This is a genomic window from Gaoshiqia sediminis, from assembly GCF_025907915.1.
Classification (GTDB): Bacteria; Bacteroidota; Bacteroidia; order Bacteroidales; family Prolixibacteraceae; genus Gaoshiqia; species Gaoshiqia sediminis.
This window is the reverse complement of the sequence record NZ_JAPAAF010000010.1, coordinates 75,479-98,810: the sequence shown is the minus strand read 5'-3', so window position 1 is coordinate 98,810 and position 23,332 is coordinate 75,479. Positions and strand designations below refer to the sequence as shown.

Here is a 23,332-nt window from a genome sequence, read left to right as displayed (position 1 = left end):
CGCGTTAATAGCCCCGTTTGTTAAACAGGATATAGCCGAAGCTGAACACCATAAACAGGTTAGTGTCTTTACTCTCAAAATAGTTCAGCGTTAAGCTAACCGGCCCCATGCCGGTGTGATAAACCAGCCCGCCAAGCCCCATGAAATTGAAAGACGAAAAGGTTTTTTCATTGTAGTCAGCCAGGTAATCATCTTTCATTAGGATGTTTCTCATTGGAATAAAAGCATATCCCTCGGCCCTAAAATGAAGCTGGTCGCTTAGGTGAACGATAGTTTTTAGTCCGGAAGCAACATACTTGGTTGCCCTGAAATTATCGGTAAATATCGTTTGGCTGTAGGGCGTTGGGGTAAAGCCGGGAGCATTGAGCACGGTGGACCGGTAGTTGCTGAAGGTTTTTTTATTGCTGTAAACAGCTTCGCCCAATAACCCCACCGTAAATTGATTATTTATTTTAAAATACTTGTCGAAATTCCCTTTTAGGGAGTAATACTGATGCTGACGATGACTTTCCACTTGTTCTGCAGTGATTGAGCCGGGTGTAAAATCTTCGTTGCCGTCAATGAGTGTAAAGCCAAGAAACGTGGAGATCCCTTCCGTTGGAAACTGCCTGTAATTGAACGAATTTTCCTCAAAACGCAGGCTGGCGGCAAAAGCTTCAAACAGCGTGTTATCGGCATTGTCGGTTTTTTTGACTTGTTCGTTCAGGTAATAATCGTCGCTGGCAGCCGAATAGCTTGTGCCGAGCATCAGTTTTCCTTTTGTTCCGAGTGGGAATCCCATTTCGAGGCGTACATTGTTTTCATCTTTAATGATATAAGGCGGAAGCACGTCTTCAAAGAAGAATTCGTTACTGGTTGAATAATAATCCCATCTGTTAAAGGTAAGCGCCCCGGAGAGGTAGAAGGGCAACTTGGTGGGAAAGTCGATGCGTCCTCCTAAATTGATTGAACTGTAAAAACGTCCGAAATATATATTCGAACTTAAGGTATAAGCACGGTTATTGAAAAAACGGTAATCTAAACTCAGAAAACCCTGGTTGATTGGCTTGGTGGAAACATTGCCTCCAAATTTGATTTCAACCGGCTTTTCCTGATTTACTTTCAGGTGAAGGTCGAAATAACCATTTTCCGGATTATAAATGGAAATGGGTCGAATGGAGCGCAGCTGAGGGTCGGCTACCAGTTTGAAGTATTCTTTTTTTAATTCATCCAGCGGAATGATGTTCGACCGGTGTTTGAGGCTCTGAATGATATACTTGCGTTGCATGGGGTCGGGAACACCTTCAACCTGAACGTTTTGAAAGAGCAATTCCGGCTTTTGGGCGTTGAAGGCTTGCCGTTTTTTTTGTACCTCGTGCAGTGGCACCCGCCTTTCAATCCGCGATTTAATACTGTCGATTACACTTTGGGTTTTATCGTATCCGGCTTTTTGAATGATGTCTATTTTGTTAAAATCCAATAGGTTGATATTGTTGAAGGAAGTTTCTAGCAGGATTCCTTTTTCGGGATTGATTTCGTAATCGGTTTTTTGCATGATCAGGTTTTCCAGTTGGGCCATCACATCGTCTTCGTCCGGTTTCCTGGCGTTGTTGGCCACCTTATGTCCGATGATGACATCGGGCTTAAAGGCTTCCAAGGCATTTTTAACCGGAAAATTGTTTACAATGCCGCCATCGAAAACCAAGGCGCCGTCAATTACAATCGGCTTAAAATAGAACGGGAACGTCATCGATGCCCGGATGGCCTCGCCCAGGTCGCCCGACCGGAGTTCCACCTCCTTGTTGTTGTACACATCGGTGGCAATACAAAAGAAGGGGACAAATAGTTGGTCAAAATCATACTGGCATACTGCATTGGTGGATGCAAACAGTTCCATAAACGCAAAATCCATTTGTTCTTCCGGAATGAGGTTGGTGGGCAGCAGAAGCTTGAGTTTATCTTCGCGTCTTTCCAGGTCCAGGCTTAGCCAGGAAGGGCTGTCTTCCAGCTTTCGGAAAAAATAGCGGTATTCTTCCTGTATTTTTCCGGTTGCCCAAAACTTGAACTGCTCACTTTTGAAGAGTACTTCCATTTCGTCGGTAGAGAATCCGGCAGCATACAGGCCGCCGACAATGGCGCCCATCGACGTACCGGCAATGTAATCGATCGGGATTTGATTTTCTTCCAGGGCTTTGATCACACCGATGTGGGCGAGCCCTTTGGCGCCACCGCCGCTGAGTACCAAGGCAACCTTTTGAGCAGAAGCTTCAGAAAAGAGCAGCAGTAAAATTAGCAGGGAAAGCAGTTGTTTCATGGCCCGGAAGTATTTTATGTCTATTTTGGTGTGAACACCAAATTTATAAAATTAGGCGCAAAGATGATAGGCTTTGGGTGTTGTTTAATCATGCCCGAACTTTCAGGAGTCCAATTTTATTTTCAGGGATTGGAACCCTTCGCCCAGGATCTCGCGGGTGTCCATGATGGTAATGAACGCATCCGGATCGATCTGGCTGATAAATTGCTCGAGAATAGCTACTTCGCGCCTGCTGACCACGGTGTAAATAATTTGTTTGTCTTCGCCGGTAAACATGCCCCTGCCTTGCAGGTACGTGCCGCCGCGTTCCAGATCTATCAGTAACTTTTCTTTTATTTCCTCGTGTTTGTCGGAAATTATAAACAGTGCCTTGTTGTAATCTGCCCCTTCCAGGGTAATGTCGATGGCTTTGCCGGTGATGTAAATTACCAGCCACGAATAAAGTGGAATTTGCCAATCCTGAAAGGCAGCCAGCCCCAGCAGTACGATGGCCGAATCGACATAAATCATGAGCTGCCCGAGCTGCATGCCGGTGTATTTGGCAATGATCATGGCAATAATGTCGGAGCCGCCCGAAGTGGCCCGCGACTTGAAAATGAGCCCGAGGGCAAAACCGATGAGTACGCCGCCAAACACGCAGGAAAGCAGTACATCGGGCACCAGGGGCGCATCGCCATCCTCGCGCAGGTACGTGATTAGGTCCATAAAAACGGAAGACAGTACAAAGCCCACTACTGTTTTTACGCCAAACCGCGGCCCCAGTATTTTGATGCCCGCAATGGTGAGCGGAATATTCAGGATCAGACCGAACAAACCAATCGGAATTCCATCCGGCCAAAATGAGAACAGTCCTTGGGTGAGATAGTGAACCACGATGGCAATGCCATACACGCCGCCGGGCACAATTTTATGTGGTGAAATAAAGTACACAAAACCAACTGCCAGGATGAATGCACCAAGAGTGATGTAGCTGTAGTCCCGGAACCATTTCAGGGTAAAAAGTTTTTCTTTTTGGAGGAATGCCATGACCTTCTTTTTTTAGCAAAATAACCGTAATTATGCCTAACAATCGTTGATTTTTATCAAGAAATATTTTAGGAAAGTGATAAAAAAAAGCCTCCAATTTGGAGGCCTTCTTCGTATGGTCAAGTTTTTTCTTAAACTCGTTTTTCTTTGATCCTGGCTTTTTTGCCGGTAAGACCACGCAGGTAAAAAATACGTTTGCGACGTACGCTACCTTTTTTATTGATTTCAACACCATCAATGAATGGGGAAGAAGCCGGAAAAATTCTTTCAACACCAACGTTGCCTGACATTTTACGAACCGTAAATGTTTTGGTAACGCCTGTTCCTTTTACCTGAATCACTACACCGCGGAAATCCTGGATACGTTCCTTGCTTCCTTCCTTGATTTTGTAGTGAACAGTAATGGTATCGCCGGCGCCAAATTTAGGCAGGTTACTTTCAACGGCGAACGCGTTTTCTGCTACTTTTATTAAATCCATTTTCTTTAAGTTTTAGGGCAATATTACACATTTTCGCGTGTAAGAGATTGCAAAAATTTTGCGCAAAATTAATAAAAATCAGATAGGTTCAAAACTTTCCTTTCATTTATGTTGAAATAAATAATCGGTCGGAATGTGCCTAAAAATTAATTGTTTGCCTATTAGTGTCCGGCTCCGCCAATTACTTTTAAATGGGAGCCGGTGCTTTTGGCGATAGCTTCGTACCACCATTCCGGATAACCCGGAAAATCGGGGCTCGCCGGCAACCCATATTCGTTGCGGACAAACTGCCCGTTCTCTTCTTTCTTCACATTCCCATCGATGTACTTGATGAGCAGATATTGGAACAATTTTTTCCATTCGGCGGTCATGTTATTAGCTTCATTGGCCGAATACGTGGTCAGGAATTCCCGGGCTTTAGCCGCACCTTCTTTGTCGTAAAGCATTTTGGCTGCCTGGTCGATAGCCGGGGTGTAGGCGATGTATCTGCCTTCCAGCTGCCCCTGTAAATCGCGGATATGCTCAATCATGGCATCGTAGCGCAGGTACGCAAAGTTGGTCACCGCATTAAACACCCAGAAAGCGGAAGTTTCGGAATAGGTGAGCATGTCGCCGTTGCCTTCACGGAAACATTCGGGTATTTCGGTGACTCCGCAGTACATGGGAACATAGCAAGTGCTGTAGGTATCGTCAACCCCAAACCAGATAATGCCGCCAATGGGGCCGGGCAACCAGGAGCGTGACTGGGTTACAAACGAAAAGCCGGTTTGCTGGGTGGAGATGGCCCGTTCGTTGCAATATTCCACCGAATCAACAGTCCATGTCAGGTTTCTCCATCGGTAGGGTAATTTGTGCGGTCCGGCGCCAATATCCTGGGTCATATCCAGTTCCGTGCCTTCAAAGTGGTCGCGCATCATTTCCATCACATCTTTTACTGTCAGTTTTTTGTCAGGCTTGATCCACAAGGGCATGCGGTTGCTGGCAAAATTATTTTCGCCGGTATGTTCAATCAGCCCTTTTGCGTATTCGGTGTATTGTTCCATGCCTGCCGCAACCTTATTGAAGCCGGCCCAAACGCGGGCCTCGCAAAAACGGGCGCCACCAAAATCTACGGGAGCATATACGTCCGAAAAGCTGAAATCCTTGTTTTTCCCTTCGAACCAGCCTTTTTCACGGGCAAAGGAAATAACATCTTTTGAATACAGGCAGTTGTCCGGATCGTTAAACGGGAAGGTTGTGATGCGGGCCTGGTTGGCATGTCCGCTGATGTAACCGTCCGGAACACGAACGGCCACCCAAACTGCCCCTTTTTCACCCTCACCCTTGCCAATCATCTCCAGGATCCAAACTTCGTGCGGGTCTGAAATGGAAAAAGATTCGCCCGAGCTGGCGTAACCAAATTCTTCAACCAGGTTGGTCATCACCTCAATGGCTTCGCGGGCGGTTTTTGCCCGTTGCAGGGCCACGTAAATCAGGCTTCCGTAGTCCATAATCGCGCCTTCCTGAGTGGCCAGTTCCTTTCGTCCGCCATAGGTGGTTTCACCAATCGCAACCTGATGTTCGTTTATGTTTCCAACCACGCTGTAGGTGTGGGCAACCTGGGGAATGAGTCCCATGAATTTGCCGGTGTCCCATTCGTAGATGTCGCGCATGGCCCCTTCCGGGTAATCCATGGCCGGTTGGTAGTATAATTCGCCGTACAGCGTGTGCGAGTCGGCCGCGTAAGTAATCATGGTTGAACCATCGGCCGAGGCGCCTTTGGTAATTAAGAAATTGGTGCAGGCCAGTACCTGCCCCGCCGCAAGCGTGGCGGCTAGTAGTAAGAAACTTATTTTTCTGATCATTATGCTATTTGTTTTAAGTTTTTCAGCATGAAAGCAAAGATAAACATTCCGTTGCGAACTGCTAAAAAAGGGGATAATCAATAGGAATAACTATGAGAAAGCTCAGATTGTTTATTTTTTGGAGGGGAGATGTCTTGTCAATATTGCAGGTTGTTCTTATGTGCCCCGAAATTTTAAATGCCCTTTCCCCTTTTGACTTTAGACTTTTGCCTTTGCCGTAGTTTGCATGTTGATGAAAATATTGACAACTTTATAGGCATTCATCAAAATTCCGGCGTATGAAACTACATGCTTTCCATAAATTATCCTACGGACTTTACCTGGTGGCTTCGGCGTTTGAAGGGAAAAAGGCCGGGTATATTGCCAACACGGTTTTTCAGGTTACTTCGCAACCTCCGCTGGTGGCCATTTCCTGTCATAAAAATAATGAAAGCGCCAGTGTCATCCGACATGCCGGGGCTTTTTCCATTTCCGTGTTGAAGAAAGAACTCGATGTAAAGTTGATCGGTGATTTTGGTTTTATGTCGGGCAGCGACATTGATAAGTTTGCCAATCGGAATCTCACGACTGCAAAAACCGGTGTGCCAATTGTATTGGATGAATCCGTTGCCTGGTTTGATTGTGAAGTGAAGGAAGTGAGTGATTTGGGATCGCACTGGCTGATTATTGGCGAAGTAGTTGACAGTGACCTGCTGTTGGATGAAGAGCCGCTAACCTATGCCGATTACCGGGAAAAATACAAGATGCTGTCGCCCAAAAATTCGCCAACCTATTTGGAACGGGAAAAACTGGAGGCAGAGAAGACCGTGGATTCGCAATTGCAAGCTGAAGCAGAAGAACCTGTCCATGTGGAAGGTGGACCACAAAAGCCGGAGGCAGCGCCGCGTGTGTGTGTGATTTGCGGGTATGTGTACGATCCTGAAAAAGGGAATCCTACCCGGGATATCCCACCGGGAACCCCCTTTGAAGAGTTGCCGGAAGATTACCGTTGTCCGATTTGCAATGCGACGAAAGAGTATTTCAAAAAAATCTGATTTGCAGAAATAAAAAAAAAATCCCGGACTTCAGAAGAGCCGGGATTTTTTTATATGGAAGATGTTTGTTTACATGTTTGCATCCTTCAGGATCACATCGTGTGCGCCGCCTTCAACAATGCTGGTTGCCGATACGAGCGTAATCTTTGCCTTTTCTTTCAATTCGGGAATAGTGATGGAGCCACAGCTGCACATGGTTGATTTGATCTTGCCCAGGGTGATGTCCAGGTTGTCTTTCAGTTTCCCGGCGTACGGTACGTAACTGTCAACCCCTTCTTCAAATTTCAGGTTTTCGCTGCCACCCATGTCGTAGCGCTGCCAGTTGCGGGCACGGTTCGAGCCCTCGCCCCAGTATTCTTTCACATAGCGGTTGTTCACCATCAGCTTGCGGGTGGGGCTTTCATCGAAACGGGCAAAGTAGCGGCCCATCATCAGGAAATCGGCGCCCATGGCCAGGGCAAGCACCATGTGGTAATCCTGCACAATACCGCCATCCGAACAAATAGGAATATACGTACCGGTTTTTTCAAAGTATTCGTCGCGGGCGGCAGCCACTTCAATAATGGATGTTGCTTGTCCGCGGCCAATTCCTTTTTGCTCGCGGGTGATACAGATAGAACCACCGCCAATTCCCACTTTAATGAAATCGGCACCGGCTTCGGCCAGGTACAGGAAGCCATCGCGGTCAACTACGTTGCCGGCTCCTACGCGGACCGTTCCGTTATATTCTTTCTTGATGTATTCAATTGTTTCGCGCTGCCAGGCAGAAAAGCCGTCGGACGAATCTACACAAAGCACATCAGCTCCGGCGTTTACCAGGGCGGGAACCCGCTCTTTGTAGTCGCGGCTATTAATCCCGGCGCCCACCATCAGCTTTTTATTGGCATCCGAAAATTCGTACGGGTGTTCTTTGTGGCTTTCGTAGTCTTTGCGGAAAACGAAGAAGTGCAAATTTTGCTCTTCGTCGATAATCGGCAGGCTGTTCAACTTATTGTCCCAAATAATATCATTGGCCTCGTTCAGGCTGATGCCCAGTTTTCCGGTAATCAGTTTGTTGAACGGAGTCATGAACTCTTTCACTTTCTTGTCCAGCGCATCGCGGCTGGGGCGGTAATCGCGGCCGGTGACAATGCCTAGCAGTTTTCCGTTGGGGCTGCCGTCTTCGGTGATCCCCAGCGTAGCGTGGCCTGTTTTTTTCACCAGCTCCAGCACATCCTGAAGTGTGTGTTCCGGGGTGAGGTTCGAATCGCTTTCAACATAACCCGCTTTGAATTTTTTCACTTTGCGCACCATTTCTGCCTGCGTTTCGATGGGTTGCGACCCGAAAATGAACGACAATCCACCGTTGCGAGCCAGGGCTATGGCCATGTTGTGGTCTGACACCGACTGCATGATGGCCGAAACAAACGGGATGTTCAATTCCATGGCAGGCTGTTCGCCCTTTTTGAAACTTACCAGCGGCGTTTTTAACGATACATTTGATGGATTGCAGTTTTTATCGGTCAGGCCCGGGATCAGCAGATATTCACTAAAGGTTCTTGAAACTTCATTCGAGTATTTTGCCATGATGTGCCAGCTTTTTGCGTTAAAAAATTGTGCGAAATTACATTTATTTTTCTTTTCAGCCTTGCATCTCAGGTCAAATTTACGTTACCCGCCATCTGCTTGTTAGTGTAAATGATTGCTATCGTGGTATTTCTGTCGAAATAGTAGCCTGATAGTTTGAATAATTATACAGTGGGTTGCGTTTGGGGTTGTACAAATTTTCTTGAAGCAAGGGGTTATCATCCTGTGTGTACACCCATAATTGGTTGGTGTCCCAAACTACAATCTCGTCGCGGCAGTCGCCGGTAATGTCGAGCACGGCATAACACCTGTCCGGGTGGCCGTCGTCAGGGAATTCGAGTACTTTTCGCCCGTAGCCATTCCAGGCGCCGCCTTCGGCTGCATTGGCATTCAGGACGAAAAATTCTTCGGTTTTGCCGGTCCAGTTTAGCGGGAGGCACATGCTGCCGTATTGGTTGGGCTCAAAATCATGGTAGATATTACCCTCTTTATCAAAAAGATGGATGATACCCTGGTTGCCCCAAAAGTTGATGGAAACGGTTTCCAGCCCGGGCAGGTCGTCGCGGAAATTGGCCATAGCGGGATTTTGAACATGCCCAATGTAGTGATGTTTGGTAATCCGGCCATTCAGGTCAGCAAAAAACATCCCTTCGTCGCTGGCGGCACAAACAATCTGAGGGTCTTCATTTTCACCCAGACGAACAATGGCCACGCCATCGGCATGGTCCGAAAGCTGATCGTCCAGGCTCCAGAGCATCGTGCCATCATGGTCGAACAGGGAATACCCCATCAATAATTCGTCTTTTCCATCGCTATCTGTATCAAAGGCAAACGGGTAGTGGCCGGTGCGGCATTTGTTGTTCCACAGTTGCCGCAGGTTGGCATCGTAGGCCCACAGGTACTGGTAGCGGTCTTTCAGGATGAAATCGCTGGCGTACCCTTTTCCCTGCAAATCGAGAAAATAGATGCAGTCGCCCAAAATGCGCGGGAAACTGTTGTGCCCCGATTCCATGGGCTTTCCGCCCGGAGTGGGCGGGGTAGGGGCTTTCTTCAGGATTTTCCCGGTAGCTCCTTCGGCAATAATAATTTCCTGGTTCATCGTGTAAATCACTTCATTTTTCCCATCCTGGTCGATGTCGTGTATCTGAAAGGCAACATCGTTTGTCAGATCGGTTTTCCAGGGGTCAGGACTTCCTTGTTGCCAGAGGATTTGTCCGTCGAAGGTGAGGGCCGTGAGGCAACTGAGTTCGCTATTGCGGTCTTTGGGGCCATGGTGGACCACTTGCCCTAACAAAATATCCACTTTGCCATCACCGTTCAAATCGCCAAAACGCAGATTGCGGCCCACGCCAAAATCTGCCAGGTACGTTTTTTTGTACATCACCATTTTGGGGTTTTGTGCGATCAGGCTGTCCTGTTCCTGCTTGAAAGCGAGTTCATTTTGCTGTGTTTCGCGAAAATTTCTTTTGTCGGTACTCACTTTTACCGAATAGAACTCGGTGTATGAATCCGAAAGCAAGCCAATTTTTCCCGCGGCAAAGGTTGCGTCCTGTATCTCCCAGACCTGCTCGTCAGGCAAGTACACGGTGATTTGAGACTCATTCACCGTAACTTTCAGATGAACTGGTTCTTCTGAAAGCGGACTGTAATATGTTTTGGCAAGGATTGTTTCATCAGGCTGGCGGAAACCGGTGGCATGGTTCACTTTCATCAACACGATCACTTCGTCTTCCAGTCCCAGAAAATAATAGCAACGGTCGTTACGGTAGCGAAAAACCATCCCGTTGCGGTTGCTGGAGTTTCCCGGTTTAAATTCGGCTTCCAGCGTGTAGTTGGTCCAGAACGGCGAACCGGTAATTACCATCGGATGCCAGTGAGAATTGTGGTTAGTGGCATGTTGCACCATCATTTTCCGGTTATTATCGATGGAGCGGATTTCCCACGATGCCGGGAGGTTGTAGCGGAAGGTTGACACCACCCAGTTGGAGCGGGGACGGGCTTCGGGCAGGTAGTGATATTCGGTGTGAGCGCCAATATCGGTCAGCAACGGACCGGGGTGCTGCTGCGAAAAGTTTTCATCCAAGAGAACAACTTGCCGGGCCTCCGGCTGGCATGAGGAAATAATCAGGCTGAGGATGATTGCTAGTAGCGGGTGGACGGTTCCTGGTTTCATGGAGTTGTATTTTTAGTAAGGTGATGCTAAAAATACAAATCTTTCTTCAGCCGGGGAAGTGGTTTTTGCTCGTGTCAGGCTTTGTTACGGACGAAAATGCGTAAAAGATTAAGTTTGATTGGAACAAAAAGCTTCAGCCAGACAAAAAACGTAGTTGCCAGGCCCACAATGGCCAGTGCCATGATAAATACAAAACTGGTATGGAGCCCTGATTTTTCGGCGATTGCTCCCAGGGCAACCGGGCCACCCAAAAATCCGAGATAGGCTGAACCGGCCATGAAAGCAATTCCGTTTGAGGGGCTGATCCCATCGATTTGAGTGGAGAGGCGATAGGCTTCGGGAACAATGATGGAGAAACCGGCACCTACCAACGCGAATCCGATGAGTGTTGCCATAGGCTGTGCCACAAGGACAAAGCCGAAACCCAGGATGCTGATCACAAAACCATTCAGCAGGATTTGCCATGGCCCAAAGCGTTGGCTGAAATGATCGCCAACAAAGCGGCCCAGCGTCATGGTGAGTGAAAAACCAGCATACCCGAGGCCTAATTGCGTTTCGGGGACCAGCGCCACATCGCGCAGGTAAAGGCTGCTCCAATCGGCTATGGCGCCTTCGGCTACCATCGTTGCCACCGCGATTACGGCCAGGGCAAGCAAGCGGGGATTCAACCGGCCAGGCTGTTTATTGGCGGTGATGACTTGTTCAACCGACGATTTCAGGGAAATAAATTTCTTGTAAGTGAAAATTTGTAATAATACAACACTCAGGGCTGCCAGGCTGATATGCAATACCGGATTGTTCAGCAAGATGAGCAGGACGGTACCAAAGCCTGCGGCAAACAATCCGCCCAAGCTGAAGTAGCCGTGGCAGGATGACATGATGGAAATTTTATCGCGCTTTTCAAGGGTCGAAACCACCGTGTTCAGCCCAATCTGCAGGATTCCGCTGGTCAATCCGAAGAAAAACATCAGCACGGTCAACTGTAAAAAGGAAGTGGCCAGGAAGTAGCTAAAAATAAACAGGGTCATTCCCAGTACGCCGCCCAGGGCAAGTTTCCCTTCACCAAAACGGACCACCAGTTTTTTGCCGATGTAAATGGAAATCAGCGAACCAACAGCAGCGGCAAACAAGGCGATGCCCAAATCTCCTTTGCTCATGTTCAGTTTTTGGGTGATGGAAGGAATGTACACCACCCAGGTGCCAAACATCAGGCTGAGGCTCAGAAACAGCTGGGCAGCCGGAAAATAGTTGCGGTCCAATAGCAATATTCGTTTCAACGACATGGTTTTTCAGTATTAAAATCGAATTCAGAAATACGCGTAGGGTTGTTCAGTTTGTCGGTTTATTGTGTATGATCTACAATATGGCGGCGAAAATATAAAAAAAGAGATTTCGCGTATCGGATGGGGTTTATTTTGACGGGTTTGTGAAGGAATTGTTAGGAGGGGTGGAATCATCAGCGAACAGGACAATTCAAGAAACGCTGTTTGAGCAAAAAAAGCTGCATCCTTTTAGGAATACAGCTTTGTTAAATCGATTTTTTCTGGTGGTCAATTTATTCGTACCAATTTATTTTTCGCGTGAAATACATGGTCATTGCTAACATCACAAACAGACCGACGCTCCCCACCAACAAGGCAAACGATTCAAGCTGTAACAAGATGAAGATGAATAGAAACGAGATTGACAGAATGGCCGTCAGCGCAAGGGAATTGCCCCAGGTCTTTAAGAACGACCTCGAGTAAATCAGTACCAGCAGAATTACTGACATCGATGCGACCAGATAAGCCAGGTTGAATCCAACGTGTTCCGAGAACGACAGTAAGAGCAGGTAAAAAATAAGGATTGAAAAGCCCACCAGAATGTATTGAAAAGGGTGTACCCGCTGTTTGGTCAGCATTTCGTTCAGGAAGAATGAAAGGAAAATCAGCAATACAATCATGATGGCATATTTGGCGCTGCGTTCATTTTTCTGGTAATGGTCTGCCATATTTATCAAGCTTACACCAAAGTCGCTCGATTTTATATCATAGGCATTGTCGATCCAACTTTGCGGGAAATCGCGGTTGTAATTCAGTACTTTCCAATCGGCCGTGAATCCGTCTTTATTGATGTTTCGGTCGATAGGTAAAAATTGACCCTGGAAACTCGGGTCATTCCAGGCCGACTGCAAATGCACGTCGGTTGTTTCGCCAACCGGGGCAAAGGCGATGGAGTTTGAACCTTTCAGTTTCAGGTCGATCTGGAAATTGGCAGGCATGGATTGGATCGACGAATCGGGCAGTTGCAACGAAATGCCGTTGCTGCCTAAAATCCGGTTTTGCATGCCCGGTGAAAACGGGATGGTTTCCGTGTTCCATTTCAACTCAACTACTGAGCTGATTCCGCGCAAGTCGCTGATGGCGATTTCCAATTTGGCCTTTTCCCATTCTATATTTTCAGGCTTGATGCTCAAACCCGAAAGGTCAGGTTTTTCAAAAGCCCCCGACAGTTGCAGGCTGCTTTCGTAAACAATGCTTTGGTAGATACTGCGGTTGAGCTTTTTCGGGAAAAGTTCACCTTCAACCCGAAGTGTTTTGGGTAATAAATGGTATTCGCGGACAATCTCCTGGACCGTTTCCCCATCTTTGTCCAAAACCTGTTCGGTGTATGGGATGGTTAGCATTGGCCCCCTCACAATTTGCTGGTTCGACCATGAGTTGGCAACTTCCAGTTGGGCGGCGTCTGCCGTCATTTTGCGCTCCCGGATAAGCTCCATAATCATAAACTTCGGAATAAGCAGAAACAAGACGATGATCGCGATGGTGATCAATTTCACGCTCATGCGAAAACCTTGGCTTTTTACTTTTTGTTCGATGAACTCTTGTGTTTTCATACGGGTAGAATTTAAGTTGTAAAAGTACTTTGTCATTCAAAGTGTATGGATAAAAAAATTACAGGTTTTTCAATATTTCTTCCAGCGTGTTGAGATGCTTCTCGAAAGCAATTTTTCCGTTGTCGGTGATGGCATATTCTGTATTTGGTTTGCGGTCAACAAAGCTTTTGTAAACCGAAATGTAGCCTAGTTTTTCCAAGTGTTTCAGGTGACTGGCCAGGTTTCCGTCGGTTGCTTCGAGTGTCTCCTTGAGCGTGTTGTAGGTCGCCGAGGCGTTGACAAGCAAAATAGACATAATGCCCAGCCGCAGCTTGTTTTCGAAGGCTTTATCCAGGTATTGAAACAGATTTTTCACTTGTTTGCTGTTTTTCGTTCGTAGCGAAAATACATGATGGTGCCGTAAATAATATGCACCAATCCAAAACCAACGACCCAAAAAAACAGTCCCATGCCGGGCAAAACAGCTGCCAATAGCCCCAATCCAATTTCAAAAAGTCCCATGTAGAAAATCTCCCGGCGGGTGTATTTGGCTGCATTTACCAATGCCAATCCATAGAAAATGAGGCAGCACGGGGCAACAACGCTGTAAATTTCGCGGGAGAGAAAAATCAGCATGAAAATTCCGCCGGTGACCAGGGGAATGGCCAGGTTGGTCAACAACATCCGGGTTCCGGGCGACCAGAATTTTTCAGACTTGCGCTTCACTTTTGATGTGGTCAGCCAAATAACCGTGACGAACGAGACCACCAGCAGAACAGCTGCCAGTAGCAACATTTCTCCCAAAACCTGGTTCGAGTAATATTCACGGTAATATAACGAACCGGGAATGTAAATTAGCTGATAGGCAATAAAAGCGCCGATTAGTGCATAAATACCCACAAGTACTCCGGACAGTCCGCTTAGCGAGAGGAAGCGGCTCGATTGCTCCATCATTTTTTTTATCTCTGTTATCTCGTTCAGATAGTGTTCTGTTGGTTTCATTTCTCTTGGTTGGATTAAAAGTGCTTTGAATTGCAAAGTAAAACATTTTTTTCATCCAGACAATCGTTTGGAGAAGATTTTTCACAGACTGCTTTCACACAAAAAGCCACCTCCTGAATCGGAAGTGGCTTTTGTGTGTTTGGCGCAGTCAAGGCTCAGCTTAAAGTGAATCCCTCACTACGCTCAGAGCAGTTTCTTTTCCCTCCTTCGGAGGGGCCAGTGGATGCTGGTATCTTACACCTCGTAAGTTGTCGAGGCGGTGTCGCCGCCGCGGCCGGTCCAGTTGGTGTGGAAGAATTGGCCACGCGGTTTGTCGATGCGCTCGTAGGTGTGGGCTCCGAAGTAGTCGCGCTGGGCTTGCAACAGGTTGGCTGGCAAACGTTCGCTGCGGAAACCGTCGAAGTAGCAAAGGGCCGAAGTTAACGCTGGTACGGGGATGCCGTTAGTCAGGGCAGCGGCACACACGCGACGCCATCCGGCTTGTGTAGCTTCCACTTTTTCTTTGAAGAACGGGTCGAGCAACAAGTTGGGCAATTCCGGATTTTTGTCGAATGCTTTTTTGATGTCGCCGAGGAAGGCCGAACGGATGATGCAACCGCCGCGCCACATCAGCGCGATGCCGCCATAGTTCAGGTTCCACTTGTATTCTTTGGCGGCTTCCATCATCAGGTTGTAACCTTGCGCGTACGAAATGATTTTTGCACCGTACAAGGCCATTTTCAGGTCTTCAATCAGTTGTGCTTTTTCGCCGGTGAACGATGGTTTCGGTCCGCTGATCACTTTTGAAGCCTGAACGCGCAGGTCTTTCTGTGCCGATAAGCAACGGGCAAATACCGACTCGCCGATCAATGTCAACGGAATTCCGAGGTCGAGGGCCGAAACACCGGTCCATTTTCCGGTACCTTTTTGGCCGGCAGTGTCCAGGATTTTTTCAACCAGCGGCTCGCCGTCTTCATCTTTGTAGCCCAGGATATCGCGTGTAATTTCAATCAGGTACGAGTCCAGTTCTTCGGTATTCCATTTTTTAAATACTTCGTGCATTTCGTCGGCACTCATGCACAGCAGGTCTTTCATGACGTGGTAGGCTTCGTTGATGATTTGCATATCGCCGTACTCAATCCCGTTGTGGACCATTTTCACAAAGTGTCCGGCGCCGTCTTCGCCCACCCATTCACAGCAGGGAGAGCCGTCTTCCACTTTGGCGGCCACGGCCTGGAAGATCTCTTTCACGGCTGGCCATGCAGCTGGGCTTCCGCCGGGCATCATCGACGGCCCTTTCAGGGCGCCTTCTTCGCCACCCGAAACACCGGTGCCGATAAACAGCAAGCCTTTGCTTTCCACATACTGAGTACGACGAATGGAGTCGGGGAAGTGCGAGTTACCGCCATCAATGATGATATCACCCGGTTCCAGATGGGGGATCAGCAGTTCGATGAAGTCGTCAACGGGCTTTCCGGCTTTCACCAACATCATTACTTTACGCGGTTTTTCCAACGAGGCAACCAGTTCTTCGATGGAATGGGCGCCAATGAAATTTTTACCGGCCCCCCGTCCATTGATGAAATTGTCCACTTTTTCAACCGTACGGTTGTAAACGGCTACCGTGAAGCCTTTGCTTTCCATGTTCAAAACCAGGTTTTCGCCCATCACGGCCAAACCAATCAAGCCAATATCTGCAAGTTTTTTCATTTTATGATGAATTTAAATGTTTGTATATTTCTTTTTAACCACTCTGTTCTCTTTGCGGTTAAAAATTAAAGCCAATTTCACGAAGTTTCCCCAAAACATCTGTTGGCACATTCTCCGCTTTGATGGTAAACACCGGAAACTCACGTCGCACCGGATAATCACCACGCAGCTTTTCAAATTGCGCGGGATCGTTTCTCAAGGCACGGTCGTCATCCCGGATATCGTATGTAGCCAGAATGGCGTTGCCGATGATTTCTTCCTCGGATCCATTCAAACCATCCAGCCGGATTACTGTTTGTGCAGGAAGTTCCACTTCGCGGGCTTGCCAGTTATCAATTCCGAGTTTGAAAAACCGGCTGATGGCCTGTATGCTCATGCTCGTGCCGTTGGCTTTTCCATCTTTTGAATACCCGGCAATGTGCGGAGTGGCCAGGTCGCATTTGTCCAACAGTTCCAGGTCGATATCAGGTTCGTTCTCCCAGCAGTCGAGCACCAGTCCCGAAATTTGCTGTTTATCCAAGGCTGTTTTTACCGCAGCCGCATCGACAACTTCGCCCCGGCACGAGTTGATGAGGATAGGCTTTTTCGCAAGGCTGTTAAAAAAAACGGCGTCCGCCAAGTGGTAAGTGGCATCTTCGCCTGTCATATTCAGCGGAACATGCAGGGTGATAATGTCGGCTTGCTGTTTGATTTCTTCGAGGCTGACAAATTGGTCAGGTCCCTCGGAGCGCTCACGCGGCGGGTCGTTTAGTAACACCTTCATTCCGATGATTTCGCATAAGCGGGCCACTTTTGATCCTACCTGGCCCACACCGACAATGCCAATAGTTTTTCCTTTTAGTTTGAATTTGTGTTTCTTAGCCAAAACGAAGAGGGCAGATGCGATGTACTGTTCAACCGATTTGCTGTTGCAACCGGGGGCATTGGTCCATTTGATCCCGGCCTGATCACAGTAATTCGTGTCGATGTGGTCGAAGCCAATGGTGGCTGTGGCAATGAATTTCACAGACGAGCCATTCAGCAATTGTTCGTTGCAGATGGTTCGTGTGCGTGTAACAATGGCGTCAGCATCTTTTACAATCTTAGCAGTAGTTTTTGAACCGGGGAGATAAACCACCTCGCCAAACGGTTCGAGTGCTCCCTCTATGTAAGGAATTTTATCGTCGATTATAAATTTCATTTTTTTGATCGTTATTTGATACACGAAAGTATCAGTCCAAACGACAACTTCCTTTGTGGTTTGTCGATTTTTGGAGAAAATCTTTGTTTTTATAATACTCTTTCACCATTTCATCGAGCACGGCGTTGGTGCGGGCTGCTGTTTCTGCTGTGCTCACACATTCCTCTTCGCCACGCAGCGAACTGACGACGTTTTTAACCAGGTTGTGAGAAATATTCTCCGGGTTTTGAAAACTAAAATTGATGGCGCCTTTGGCAGTTGTCAAGCGCAAATCGCCGTGGATAAAACAGGGCAGGTTAATTTTTCCCTGGGTGCCGATAATTTCGATATCGTCCTTTTCGGCTGATTCGTCGGCAACGAAGCACCACAGCCCGGTGCCGGCCACGCCGTTTTCGAAAGCAAAAGTGCCGGTGACGGTATCTTCGGCTTCGTAATAGCCAGCTTGGTTATAGGCTATCCCATGCACCTCGTTAACCGGTCCGAACACAAAGTCAAGAAAATCAAGTTGGTGCGAGGCCAGATCGAAAAAATGGCCACCTCCGGCAACTTCAGGATTTACACGCCAGTTGTGTTCTTCCGGATCTTTCCCTTTTTCGGCAGCACTTTTTATTAAGGTGACCGAAACGCTTAGTGGGATGCCGATGGCGCCGCTTTCAACCAACTCTTTCACCTTTAAAAAAGCAGGCAACGTACGGCGGTAGTAGGCCACAAAAAGTGGCATGCCGGTTTCTTTGGAAACATGGATCATTTTACGGCACTCGCTGTAGTTCATGGCCATGGGTTTTTCCACGTAAACCGGTTTGCCAGCACGCATGGCCTGGATGGCATAGCTGGCATGGGTGTCGGGCGGCGTGGCAATATAAATGGCGTTTACCTCCGGGTCGTTGATCAGGTCATCGGCCGAGTGGTACCACTTGGGAACACCGTGCCTGCGGGCGTAGTCGGCTGCTTTTTCTTTATTGCGGCGCATGACGGCCACCAGCTTCGAATGTTCGGTTTTTTGAAAAGCCGGTCCGCTTTTCACTTCGGTTACATCGCCGCAACCAATGATGCCCCAGTTGACAGTTTCGAGTTTTGAGTTCAACGTTTTGATTTTCAGGTTCCGCGTTTCGAAATTTCGTTCTTTACAGTTCCCGAAACAAGTTCGGGATGACGTTGTATTTTACTCCTCTCCTTTGGAGGGGGTGGGGGAGACTGTTAATATTTGAACCGTTCTTTGTACGCCCACAAACCAATGGCCGGGTTCGAAATATAAAAGATTTCTTCGCCATCCGGCAGGATGTTGAAGCCATCTTTCAGTTTTTCCACCTGGTATTTATTCATCATTTCATCGAAATCGCCGTAAATGAAGCCAACACTTTCTATTTCCTGTTGAGTCAGGTTGCCTGGTTTTTTACCCGGGCAATAGGTGATGCTGAAGCGTCCTTCCGAAGAGCCGTGGATGAGGTGGGCCGCTGCCCCCAGGTTGTTTTGCAGCTCTTCGTTTTCGGCAGTGGCTTTCAGGGTGGCAGGTGTGCCAAAGTAGCCATACTTGCGAATTAAACGGTCAATCTCTTTGTCTTCGCCAAACTCTTTCAGGGCAGGAGCCAGCACAATCAGTTCGCCGCCATCGTCAATGGCCATGCGGGTTCGGTACACCGACTTGTTACCCAGCCAGGTTGATTTAAACTCGGTGGGATCGAGCCAGACCACTACTTTTTTCAACGGTCGGTCGAGCATCTCAAAGTTGACATCGAGCGACAGTTTGGCGGCTTTGTCGAACACCTCGAAATCGTCACCGATGAACAGTCCGCGACACTTAATTTTACCGTCGGTTTTATCCAGTCCTACAACAGTTTGCACATATACAATTGGCAAATCGTTGGTGAAATGTTCCGAAGCATAGTTAAATACCTTGCGCACCGGGGTGTCGGCGTGGCCCATCATGCGTTCCATGCCATAAGCAGCGCCAATAAAGTGGCTTTTGTTGATGCCTTCAGAGCCGCCTGTTCCCACAAAAATATTCTTGTTGTAATTAGCCATGCCCACCACTTCGTGGGGAACAACCTGGCCGATGGAAAGAATCAAATCGAACTTGCCTTCAATCAGTAATTTATTTACCTGTGCCGGCCATGGGAAATCGACAGCTCCTTCTGATACTTCTCTTACAAATTCTCCCGGAACGGTACCCACGGTCACCACATCGTTGCGCCAGTCGTGCTCACGGATGAGCGATGCAGGCAGGCTTCCAAACATGTGGCTGATTTGCCCGGGAGTCATCGGAGAGTGAGTGCCCAAAGCCGGTAGCACGTCGGTCAGTTTATCGCCGTAATATTGCCAGGTCAATTCGGTCAAATCGCCCGAGCGGCTGGGTAAACGGGTATAGTCGGGCGGAATAGCCAAAACTTTGTTTATTTCCTTTAATTGGTCAAACGCAGCAAACAAACCTTTTTTCAGGTCTTCTTTGCTTAACTCGTGGCTTGTTGAGCCAATTTCGTAGTACATCATAGAATTTACTATTTAGCTATTTACCATTTACCATTTACCATTTTAGAATTCAAATACTGCGAATTCAGTTTGCGTTTCATAGTAACAACTGAACTTGCAATAATTTTGAATAATTCCCGATTTTCCTGCATTAAATCTGTCAACAGTTTTTCTTCAATTGTACTGGATTCAATGATGAGTTCCAGCCAATAAAGGGTTTCGTCCAGTTCTTCTTCGATCATTTTCAGTTTGTTCAGAAAATCCCGGTCTGATTTTGCTAAGCAAGCGGAGCGATAGTTTGCGCCAGGTGACGTTCCCGAACGGATAATTTGATTTCCGAGAGTTCGCCCGGTAATCGAGTTGGGTAAACTCTCGGAAAGCTTGATTATTCTTAAAGCAAATGACTTTAGTCTCTTTTTCAGAATGTCTTTATCCATTTTGAAAATGGGAAATCGTAAATCTGTAAATGGTCAATTTAATTAGCGTTTTACGCGGGCATTACCCTGCCAGATGCTCCAAACCATTTCTTCGTCGGCCGGTTGGGCATAGTCGGTCAGGAACGTGGTTGCCAAAGCGCCGGTTGCCCAGCCAAACTGCGGCCATTTTTCCGGTTCCCAACCTTTCAGGATGGCATACAGCATTCCTCCCACGAAACCGTCACCTCCGCCGATACGGTCGAGTACGTTAATTTTACGTGGTTCGATCACCTGCCATTCGTCGCCTGCACGCAATACGGCTCCCCAAAGGTGCTCGTTGGTACTGATTACCTGCCGAAGCGTCGTTGCAAAAACCTGAGCATTCGGGAAGGCAGCTTTTACGTTGTTGATCAATCCCTTGAATTCTTCAATTTCGTCTTTGATACCTTTCCCTCCGGCTTCCGGTCCTTTAATGCCGAAGCACAATTGGAAGTCTTCTTCGTTACCAATCAGGATATCCGAAACCGAGGCAATCTCCTCGAAATTTTTGCGTAATTCTTCTTCGCGGCCTTTCCAGAACGAAGCGCGGTAGTTGAGGTCGAATGAGATGCGTGTGCCGTGTTTTTTGGCCGCACGGGCAATTTCGAGGCAGAATGTGCTGGTTTCGGGCGAAAGCGCGGCAATCAATCCCGACAGATGCACTATTTGCACGCCTTCCTGTCCGAAAATCCGTTCCAGATCAAAATCGTTCACATTCAGGGTGCGGCCAACTTCGCCGGCACGGTCGTTTTGCACACGTGGGCCGCGTGAGCCGAAACCGCTGTCGGCAATGTTAAACTGGTGCCGGTAGCCCCATGGGTCGCCTTGCGGAACTTCCGGCCCTTCGTAGTCCATGTGGCGGGCTTTCAGGTTGCTTTTTATGAAGGCGGCAATCGGGCTGCCTTTTACGAACGTAGTAAGCACTTTTACCGGCAAACCCAGGTACGACGAAATGCTGGCCACGTTGGTTTCGGCGCTGGTGGCCTGCATTTCAAAGAGGTTACTGCTGTGAACCGGTTGTCCGTTTACCGGTGTAATGCGCACGCCCATACTGGTGGGCACAAGCAACGCATATTTGCAATTTTGTTTAAGTTGAAGATTCATATCGTTTGTGAAATTTTGAGTTCCAAGTTTCAAGTTCCAAGTTTCAAGTTCCAGGTTCCAAGTTCCAGGTTTCAAGTTCCAGGATTTTTATCGTAAAGAAATGACTACGAATGACATTAATGACAGATGACAGATGACCGATGACCGATGACCATTCCACATTCCCCAATCATCATTCACCAATCCCTATACGCCGCTGTAAGCGTTAAAGCCGCCATCAACGGGAATGACCACGCCGGTAATGAATTTTGCCAGGTCGGACAATAAGAATAAGGTTGCACCTTGCATATCGTCCGGATCGCCAAATTTGCCCATCGGGGTGCCATTCACGATTTTCTGTCCGCGGGCAGAGTAACCTCCGGTTTTTTCATCCAATACCAGAAAACGGTTTTGGTCGGTGATGAAGAAGCCCGGAGCAATAGCGTTAACACGAATTCCGGTTTTGGCGAAATGAACGGCCAGCCATTCGGTGAAATTGTTGATAGCTGCTTTGGCTGCTGAGTATGCCGGAATTTTTGTCAATGGTTTGTACGAATTCATGGACGTGATGTTTAGGATCGCCCCTTTTCGGTTTTTAATCATGTCTTTGGCAAACACCATGGTCGGGAGCAAGGTTCCTTTAAAGTTTAGATCGAAAACGTGGTCGAAGCCTTCCATTTTCAAGCCAAAAAAGGAGTCTTCCAGGTTGTCGATGTTGCTGTCGTTTATTTCTTCAACTTTCGTTGTCGCTGCCGGACTGTTTCCTCCGGCACCGTTAATCAGGATTTCGATGTCGCCTAATTTTTCGTTGATGATGGACTTTGCTTTTACCAGCGATTCCTGATCGAGTACATCGGCCTGGACACCAATGGCTGTGGTTCCGTACTGATTGCTGATTGCGGCAGCTGCTTTTTCACCGGCTTCTTTGTTTCGTCCCAAAATGGCAATTTTGGCTTTTACAGAGGCCAATGCTTTCACCATTTCCAAACCGAGGACTCCGTATCCTCCGGTTACTACACATACTTTACCGGTTAGGTCTTTAAAACTAATTGGTTCCATAACTGCTTAGGTTAAATTCTTTATAATAGTCCACGTTTTCTTTGGTAACGATATCAATGGAGGTATAGTTTTCGGCAGCCACCTGTTTTTTTAGTATGACATGCTCGAATAGGGTGTTAATGGCTTGATACCCCTGTTCTTCCGGTCGTTGGCAAATCAGGAAATCAACAACGCCGCTGCGCAGGTGTTTCACATTTTGCAGGATTAGATCGTGACCGATCAAACGGACATGCTTCAGGCCCCGCTCAACCAAATAATCAGCCAGCCGGTAAACTTGTGAGTTGGTCACAAATACGCCATCAAGCCCTCCCAGTTTTTCTATTTCCTGGTCAAGGAGGTAGTAGAAATTTGTGTCTGCTGTATTTTCAATTTCCAGGGTATGCAGGGTCTTCTGCTTTCCGGGGTCGGTTTGGTTGAAATAGTCATAAAAACCGTTTTCCCGTTGCACCAGGTGGTTTTGGTTGTCCATCTCTTTGGCAAAATGAACCACGAGAATATTGGCCCGGCCTGGCAGCGAAAAGTCGAACAGCTTGGCAGCCAGCGCTCCGCACTGAAATGAGTTTTGCCCGATATAGCTGATTTTATTGCACTCTTTCAGGTTCGAATCAATAAAAATGAAGGGTATGTTTTGTTCGTTCAGCTTGGCGATAAAAGCTTTTGATTCGCGCGAATAAAAAGGGGCAAGCACAACTCCTTCGGGATGACTATCTATAATTTCCGCAGCTTTTTCCTCGAACGAGTGCGGATCGGTTTGGGAATATTGATAACTGGTAATTTGAATGCCATATTGTTGAAGTTCAGAGAAAGCCCGTCGAACCCCCGTGATGGGTTTGTTCCAGTAGGCTTCGTCGGACTGGGGCTCGGGGAAAAGAATGGCAAATACATGGGTTTTCTTGGACGCCAGCGTGCTTGCCAAAATGTTGGGCTGGTAATTCATCTCCGCCAGTATTTTCATGATCTTTTCCCGTGTGGCCGGGTTTACTTCGCCCCGGTTGTGAATAACCCGGTCAACAGTGCCAATGGATACGTTGGCTTGTTCGGCGATATCTTTAATCCGTATTCTTTTTATTGGTTTGATGGCAGTGTAATTTAGAGTTAATGGATGTGATAATTCAGGTTGAAAACAAAG

19 protein-coding genes are annotated in these 23,332 nt (G+C 47.6%); 1 reads left to right on the top strand and 18 read right to left on the bottom strand.

What is annotated here, in order from left to right:
* Positions 1-4: 4 nt before the first annotated feature.
* The 4 genes from N2K84_RS09455 to N2K84_RS09440 all read right to left on the bottom strand — a co-directional run bounded on the left by N2K84_RS09455 (position 5) and on the right by N2K84_RS09440 (position 5,642).
* The gene (locus tag N2K84_RS09455; protein WP_282591556.1) at positions 5-2,293 is read right to left on the bottom strand and encodes a patatin-like phospholipase family protein; all 2,289 of its coding nucleotides are present in this window, start codon (positions 2,291-2,293) and stop codon (positions 5-7) included.
* A 102-nt stretch (positions 2,294-2,395) separates the two neighbouring features.
* Positions 2,396-3,319: a YitT family protein gene (locus tag N2K84_RS09450; protein WP_282591555.1), complete on the bottom strand. Its 924-nt coding sequence runs from the start codon at positions 3,317-3,319 to the stop codon at positions 2,396-2,398.
* Between the two features lie 131 nt (positions 3,320-3,450).
* Entirely contained in the window at positions 3,451-3,798 is a 348-nt protein-coding gene (rplS, locus tag N2K84_RS09445; RefSeq protein ID WP_282591554.1) for a 50S ribosomal protein L19, read from the bottom strand.
* Between the two features lie 161 nt (positions 3,799-3,959).
* Positions 3,960-5,642 carry a dipeptidase gene (locus N2K84_RS09440; RefSeq protein ID WP_282591553.1) on the bottom strand — a complete coding sequence of 561 codons (1,683 nt, stop codon included), beginning with the start codon at positions 5,640-5,642 and terminating at the stop codon, positions 3,960-3,962.
* Between the two features lie 278 nt (positions 5,643-5,920).
* On the opposite strand from N2K84_RS09440, the gene N2K84_RS09435 reads away from it, so the two are divergent.
* Positions 5,921-6,676: a flavin reductase gene (locus tag N2K84_RS09435; protein ID WP_282591552.1), complete on the top strand. Its 756-nt coding sequence runs from the start codon at positions 5,921-5,923 to the stop codon at positions 6,674-6,676.
* A gap of 69 nt (positions 6,677-6,745) precedes the next feature.
* Here the strand turns inward: N2K84_RS09435 and N2K84_RS09430 are convergent, their stop codons facing one another.
* The 14 genes from N2K84_RS09430 to N2K84_RS09365 form a co-directional block, all read right to left on the bottom strand.
* A complete protein-coding gene (locus N2K84_RS09430; RefSeq protein ID WP_282591551.1) occupies positions 6,746-8,242 on the bottom strand; it encodes an IMP dehydrogenase in 1,497 nt (498 codons plus the stop codon).
* Between the two features lie 118 nt (positions 8,243-8,360).
* The gene (locus N2K84_RS09425) at positions 8,361-10,415 is read right to left on the bottom strand and encodes a hypothetical protein (protein ID WP_282591550.1); all 2,055 of its coding nucleotides are present in this window, start codon (positions 10,413-10,415) and stop codon (positions 8,361-8,363) included.
* Between the two features lie 74 nt (positions 10,416-10,489).
* Positions 10,490-11,692: an MFS transporter gene (locus tag N2K84_RS09420; protein WP_282591549.1), complete on the bottom strand. Its 1,203-nt coding sequence runs from the start codon at positions 11,690-11,692 to the stop codon at positions 10,490-10,492.
* Positions 11,693-11,970: 278 nt separating this feature from the next.
* Positions 11,971-13,290 (bottom strand): cell envelope integrity protein CreD, encoded by a 1,320-nt coding sequence (gene creD, locus N2K84_RS09415; RefSeq protein WP_282591548.1) that lies wholly within the window; start codon positions 13,288-13,290, stop codon positions 11,971-11,973.
* Between the two features lie 58 nt (positions 13,291-13,348).
* Positions 13,349-13,645 (bottom strand): winged helix-turn-helix domain-containing protein, encoded by a 297-nt coding sequence (locus N2K84_RS09410; protein ID WP_282591547.1) that lies wholly within the window; start codon positions 13,643-13,645, stop codon positions 13,349-13,351.
* Positions 13,642-14,271: a hypothetical protein gene (locus N2K84_RS09405; RefSeq protein WP_282591546.1), complete on the bottom strand. Its 630-nt coding sequence runs from the start codon at positions 14,269-14,271 to the stop codon at positions 13,642-13,644. The genes N2K84_RS09410 and N2K84_RS09405 overlap by 4 nt, the downstream gene beginning before the upstream one ends.
* Before the next feature lie 234 nt (positions 14,272-14,505).
* On the bottom strand, positions 14,506-15,960 hold the full coding sequence (gnd, locus tag N2K84_RS09400; RefSeq protein ID WP_282591545.1) for a decarboxylating NADP(+)-dependent phosphogluconate dehydrogenase: 1,455 nt from the start codon (positions 15,958-15,960) through the stop codon (positions 14,506-14,508).
* Between the two features lie 58 nt (positions 15,961-16,018).
* Complete coding sequence (pdxB, locus tag N2K84_RS09395; RefSeq protein ID WP_282591544.1) at positions 16,019-17,140, bottom strand: 4-phosphoerythronate dehydrogenase PdxB; 1,122 nt, start codon at positions 17,138-17,140, stop codon at positions 16,019-16,021.
* A gap of 31 nt (positions 17,141-17,171) precedes the next feature.
* On the bottom strand, positions 17,172-18,224 hold the full coding sequence (locus N2K84_RS09390) for a Gfo/Idh/MocA family protein (RefSeq protein WP_282591543.1): 1,053 nt from the start codon (positions 18,222-18,224) through the stop codon (positions 17,172-17,174).
* A gap of 113 nt (positions 18,225-18,337) precedes the next feature.
* Complete coding sequence (locus N2K84_RS09385) at positions 18,338-19,627, bottom strand: nickel-dependent putative hexonate epimerase (protein WP_282591542.1); 1,290 nt, start codon at positions 19,625-19,627, stop codon at positions 18,338-18,340.
* Positions 19,628-19,647: 20 nt separating this feature from the next.
* A complete protein-coding gene (locus N2K84_RS09380; protein WP_282591541.1) occupies positions 19,648-20,043 on the bottom strand; it encodes a four helix bundle protein in 396 nt (131 codons plus the stop codon).
* A 42-nt stretch (positions 20,044-20,085) separates the two neighbouring features.
* A complete protein-coding gene (locus tag N2K84_RS09375) occupies positions 20,086-21,165 on the bottom strand; it encodes a sugar kinase (RefSeq protein WP_282591540.1) in 1,080 nt (359 codons plus the stop codon).
* A 186-nt stretch (positions 21,166-21,351) separates the two neighbouring features.
* Positions 21,352-22,203, bottom strand: a complete 852-nt coding sequence (locus tag N2K84_RS09370) for an SDR family oxidoreductase (protein WP_282591539.1) — start codon at positions 22,201-22,203, stop codon at positions 21,352-21,354.
* Positions 22,190-23,248 carry a LacI family DNA-binding transcriptional regulator gene (locus N2K84_RS09365; protein ID WP_282591587.1) on the bottom strand — a complete coding sequence of 353 codons (1,059 nt, stop codon included), beginning with the start codon at positions 23,246-23,248 and terminating at the stop codon, positions 22,190-22,192. Before N2K84_RS09365 ends, N2K84_RS09370 begins: the two co-directional genes overlap by 14 nt.
* Positions 23,249-23,332: the final 84 nt, after the last annotated feature.

Coding starts and splice junctions, on each gene's coding strand:
- creD (WP_282591548.1), bottom strand. CDS start 13,290: ATGAAAACACAAGAGTTCATCGAACAAAAAGTAAAAAGCCAAGGTTTT.
- N2K84_RS09440 (WP_282591553.1), bottom strand. CDS start 5,642: ATGATCAGAAAAATAAGTTTCTTACTACTAGCCGCCACGCTTGCGGCG.
- N2K84_RS09435 (WP_282591552.1), top strand. CDS start 5,921: ATGAAACTACATGCTTTCCATAAATTATCCTACGGACTTTACCTGGTG.
- N2K84_RS09430 (WP_282591551.1), bottom strand. CDS start 8,242: ATGGCAAAATACTCGAATGAAGTTTCAAGAACCTTTAGTGAATATCTG.
- N2K84_RS09455 (WP_282591556.1), bottom strand. CDS start 2,293: ATGAAACAACTGCTTTCCCTGCTAATTTTACTGCTGCTCTTTTCTGAA.
- rplS (WP_282591554.1), bottom strand. CDS start 3,798: ATGGATTTAATAAAAGTAGCAGAAAACGCGTTCGCCGTTGAAAGTAAC.
- N2K84_RS09385 (WP_282591542.1), bottom strand. CDS start 19,627: ATGATGTACTACGAAATTGGCTCAACAAGCCACGAGTTAAGCAAAGAA.
- N2K84_RS09425 (WP_282591550.1), bottom strand. CDS start 10,415: ATGAAACCAGGAACCGTCCACCCGCTACTAGCAATCATCCTCAGCCTG.
- N2K84_RS09370 (WP_282591539.1), bottom strand. CDS start 22,203: ATGGAACCAATTAGTTTTAAAGACCTAACCGGTAAAGTATGTGTAGTA.
- gnd (WP_282591545.1), bottom strand. CDS start 15,960: ATGAAAAAACTTGCAGATATTGGCTTGATTGGTTTGGCCGTGATGGGC.
- N2K84_RS09375 (WP_282591540.1), bottom strand. CDS start 21,165: ATGAATCTTCAACTTAAACAAAATTGCAAATATGCGTTGCTTGTGCCC.
- N2K84_RS09450 (WP_282591555.1), bottom strand. CDS start 3,319: ATGGCATTCCTCCAAAAAGAAAAACTTTTTACCCTGAAATGGTTCCGG.
- N2K84_RS09380 (WP_282591541.1), bottom strand. CDS start 20,043: ATGGATAAAGACATTCTGAAAAAGAGACTAAAGTCATTTGCTTTAAGA.
- pdxB (WP_282591544.1), bottom strand. CDS start 17,140: ATGAAATTTATAATCGACGATAAAATTCCTTACATAGAGGGAGCACTC.
- N2K84_RS09405 (WP_282591546.1), bottom strand. CDS start 14,271: ATGAAACCAACAGAACACTATCTGAACGAGATAACAGAGATAAAAAAA.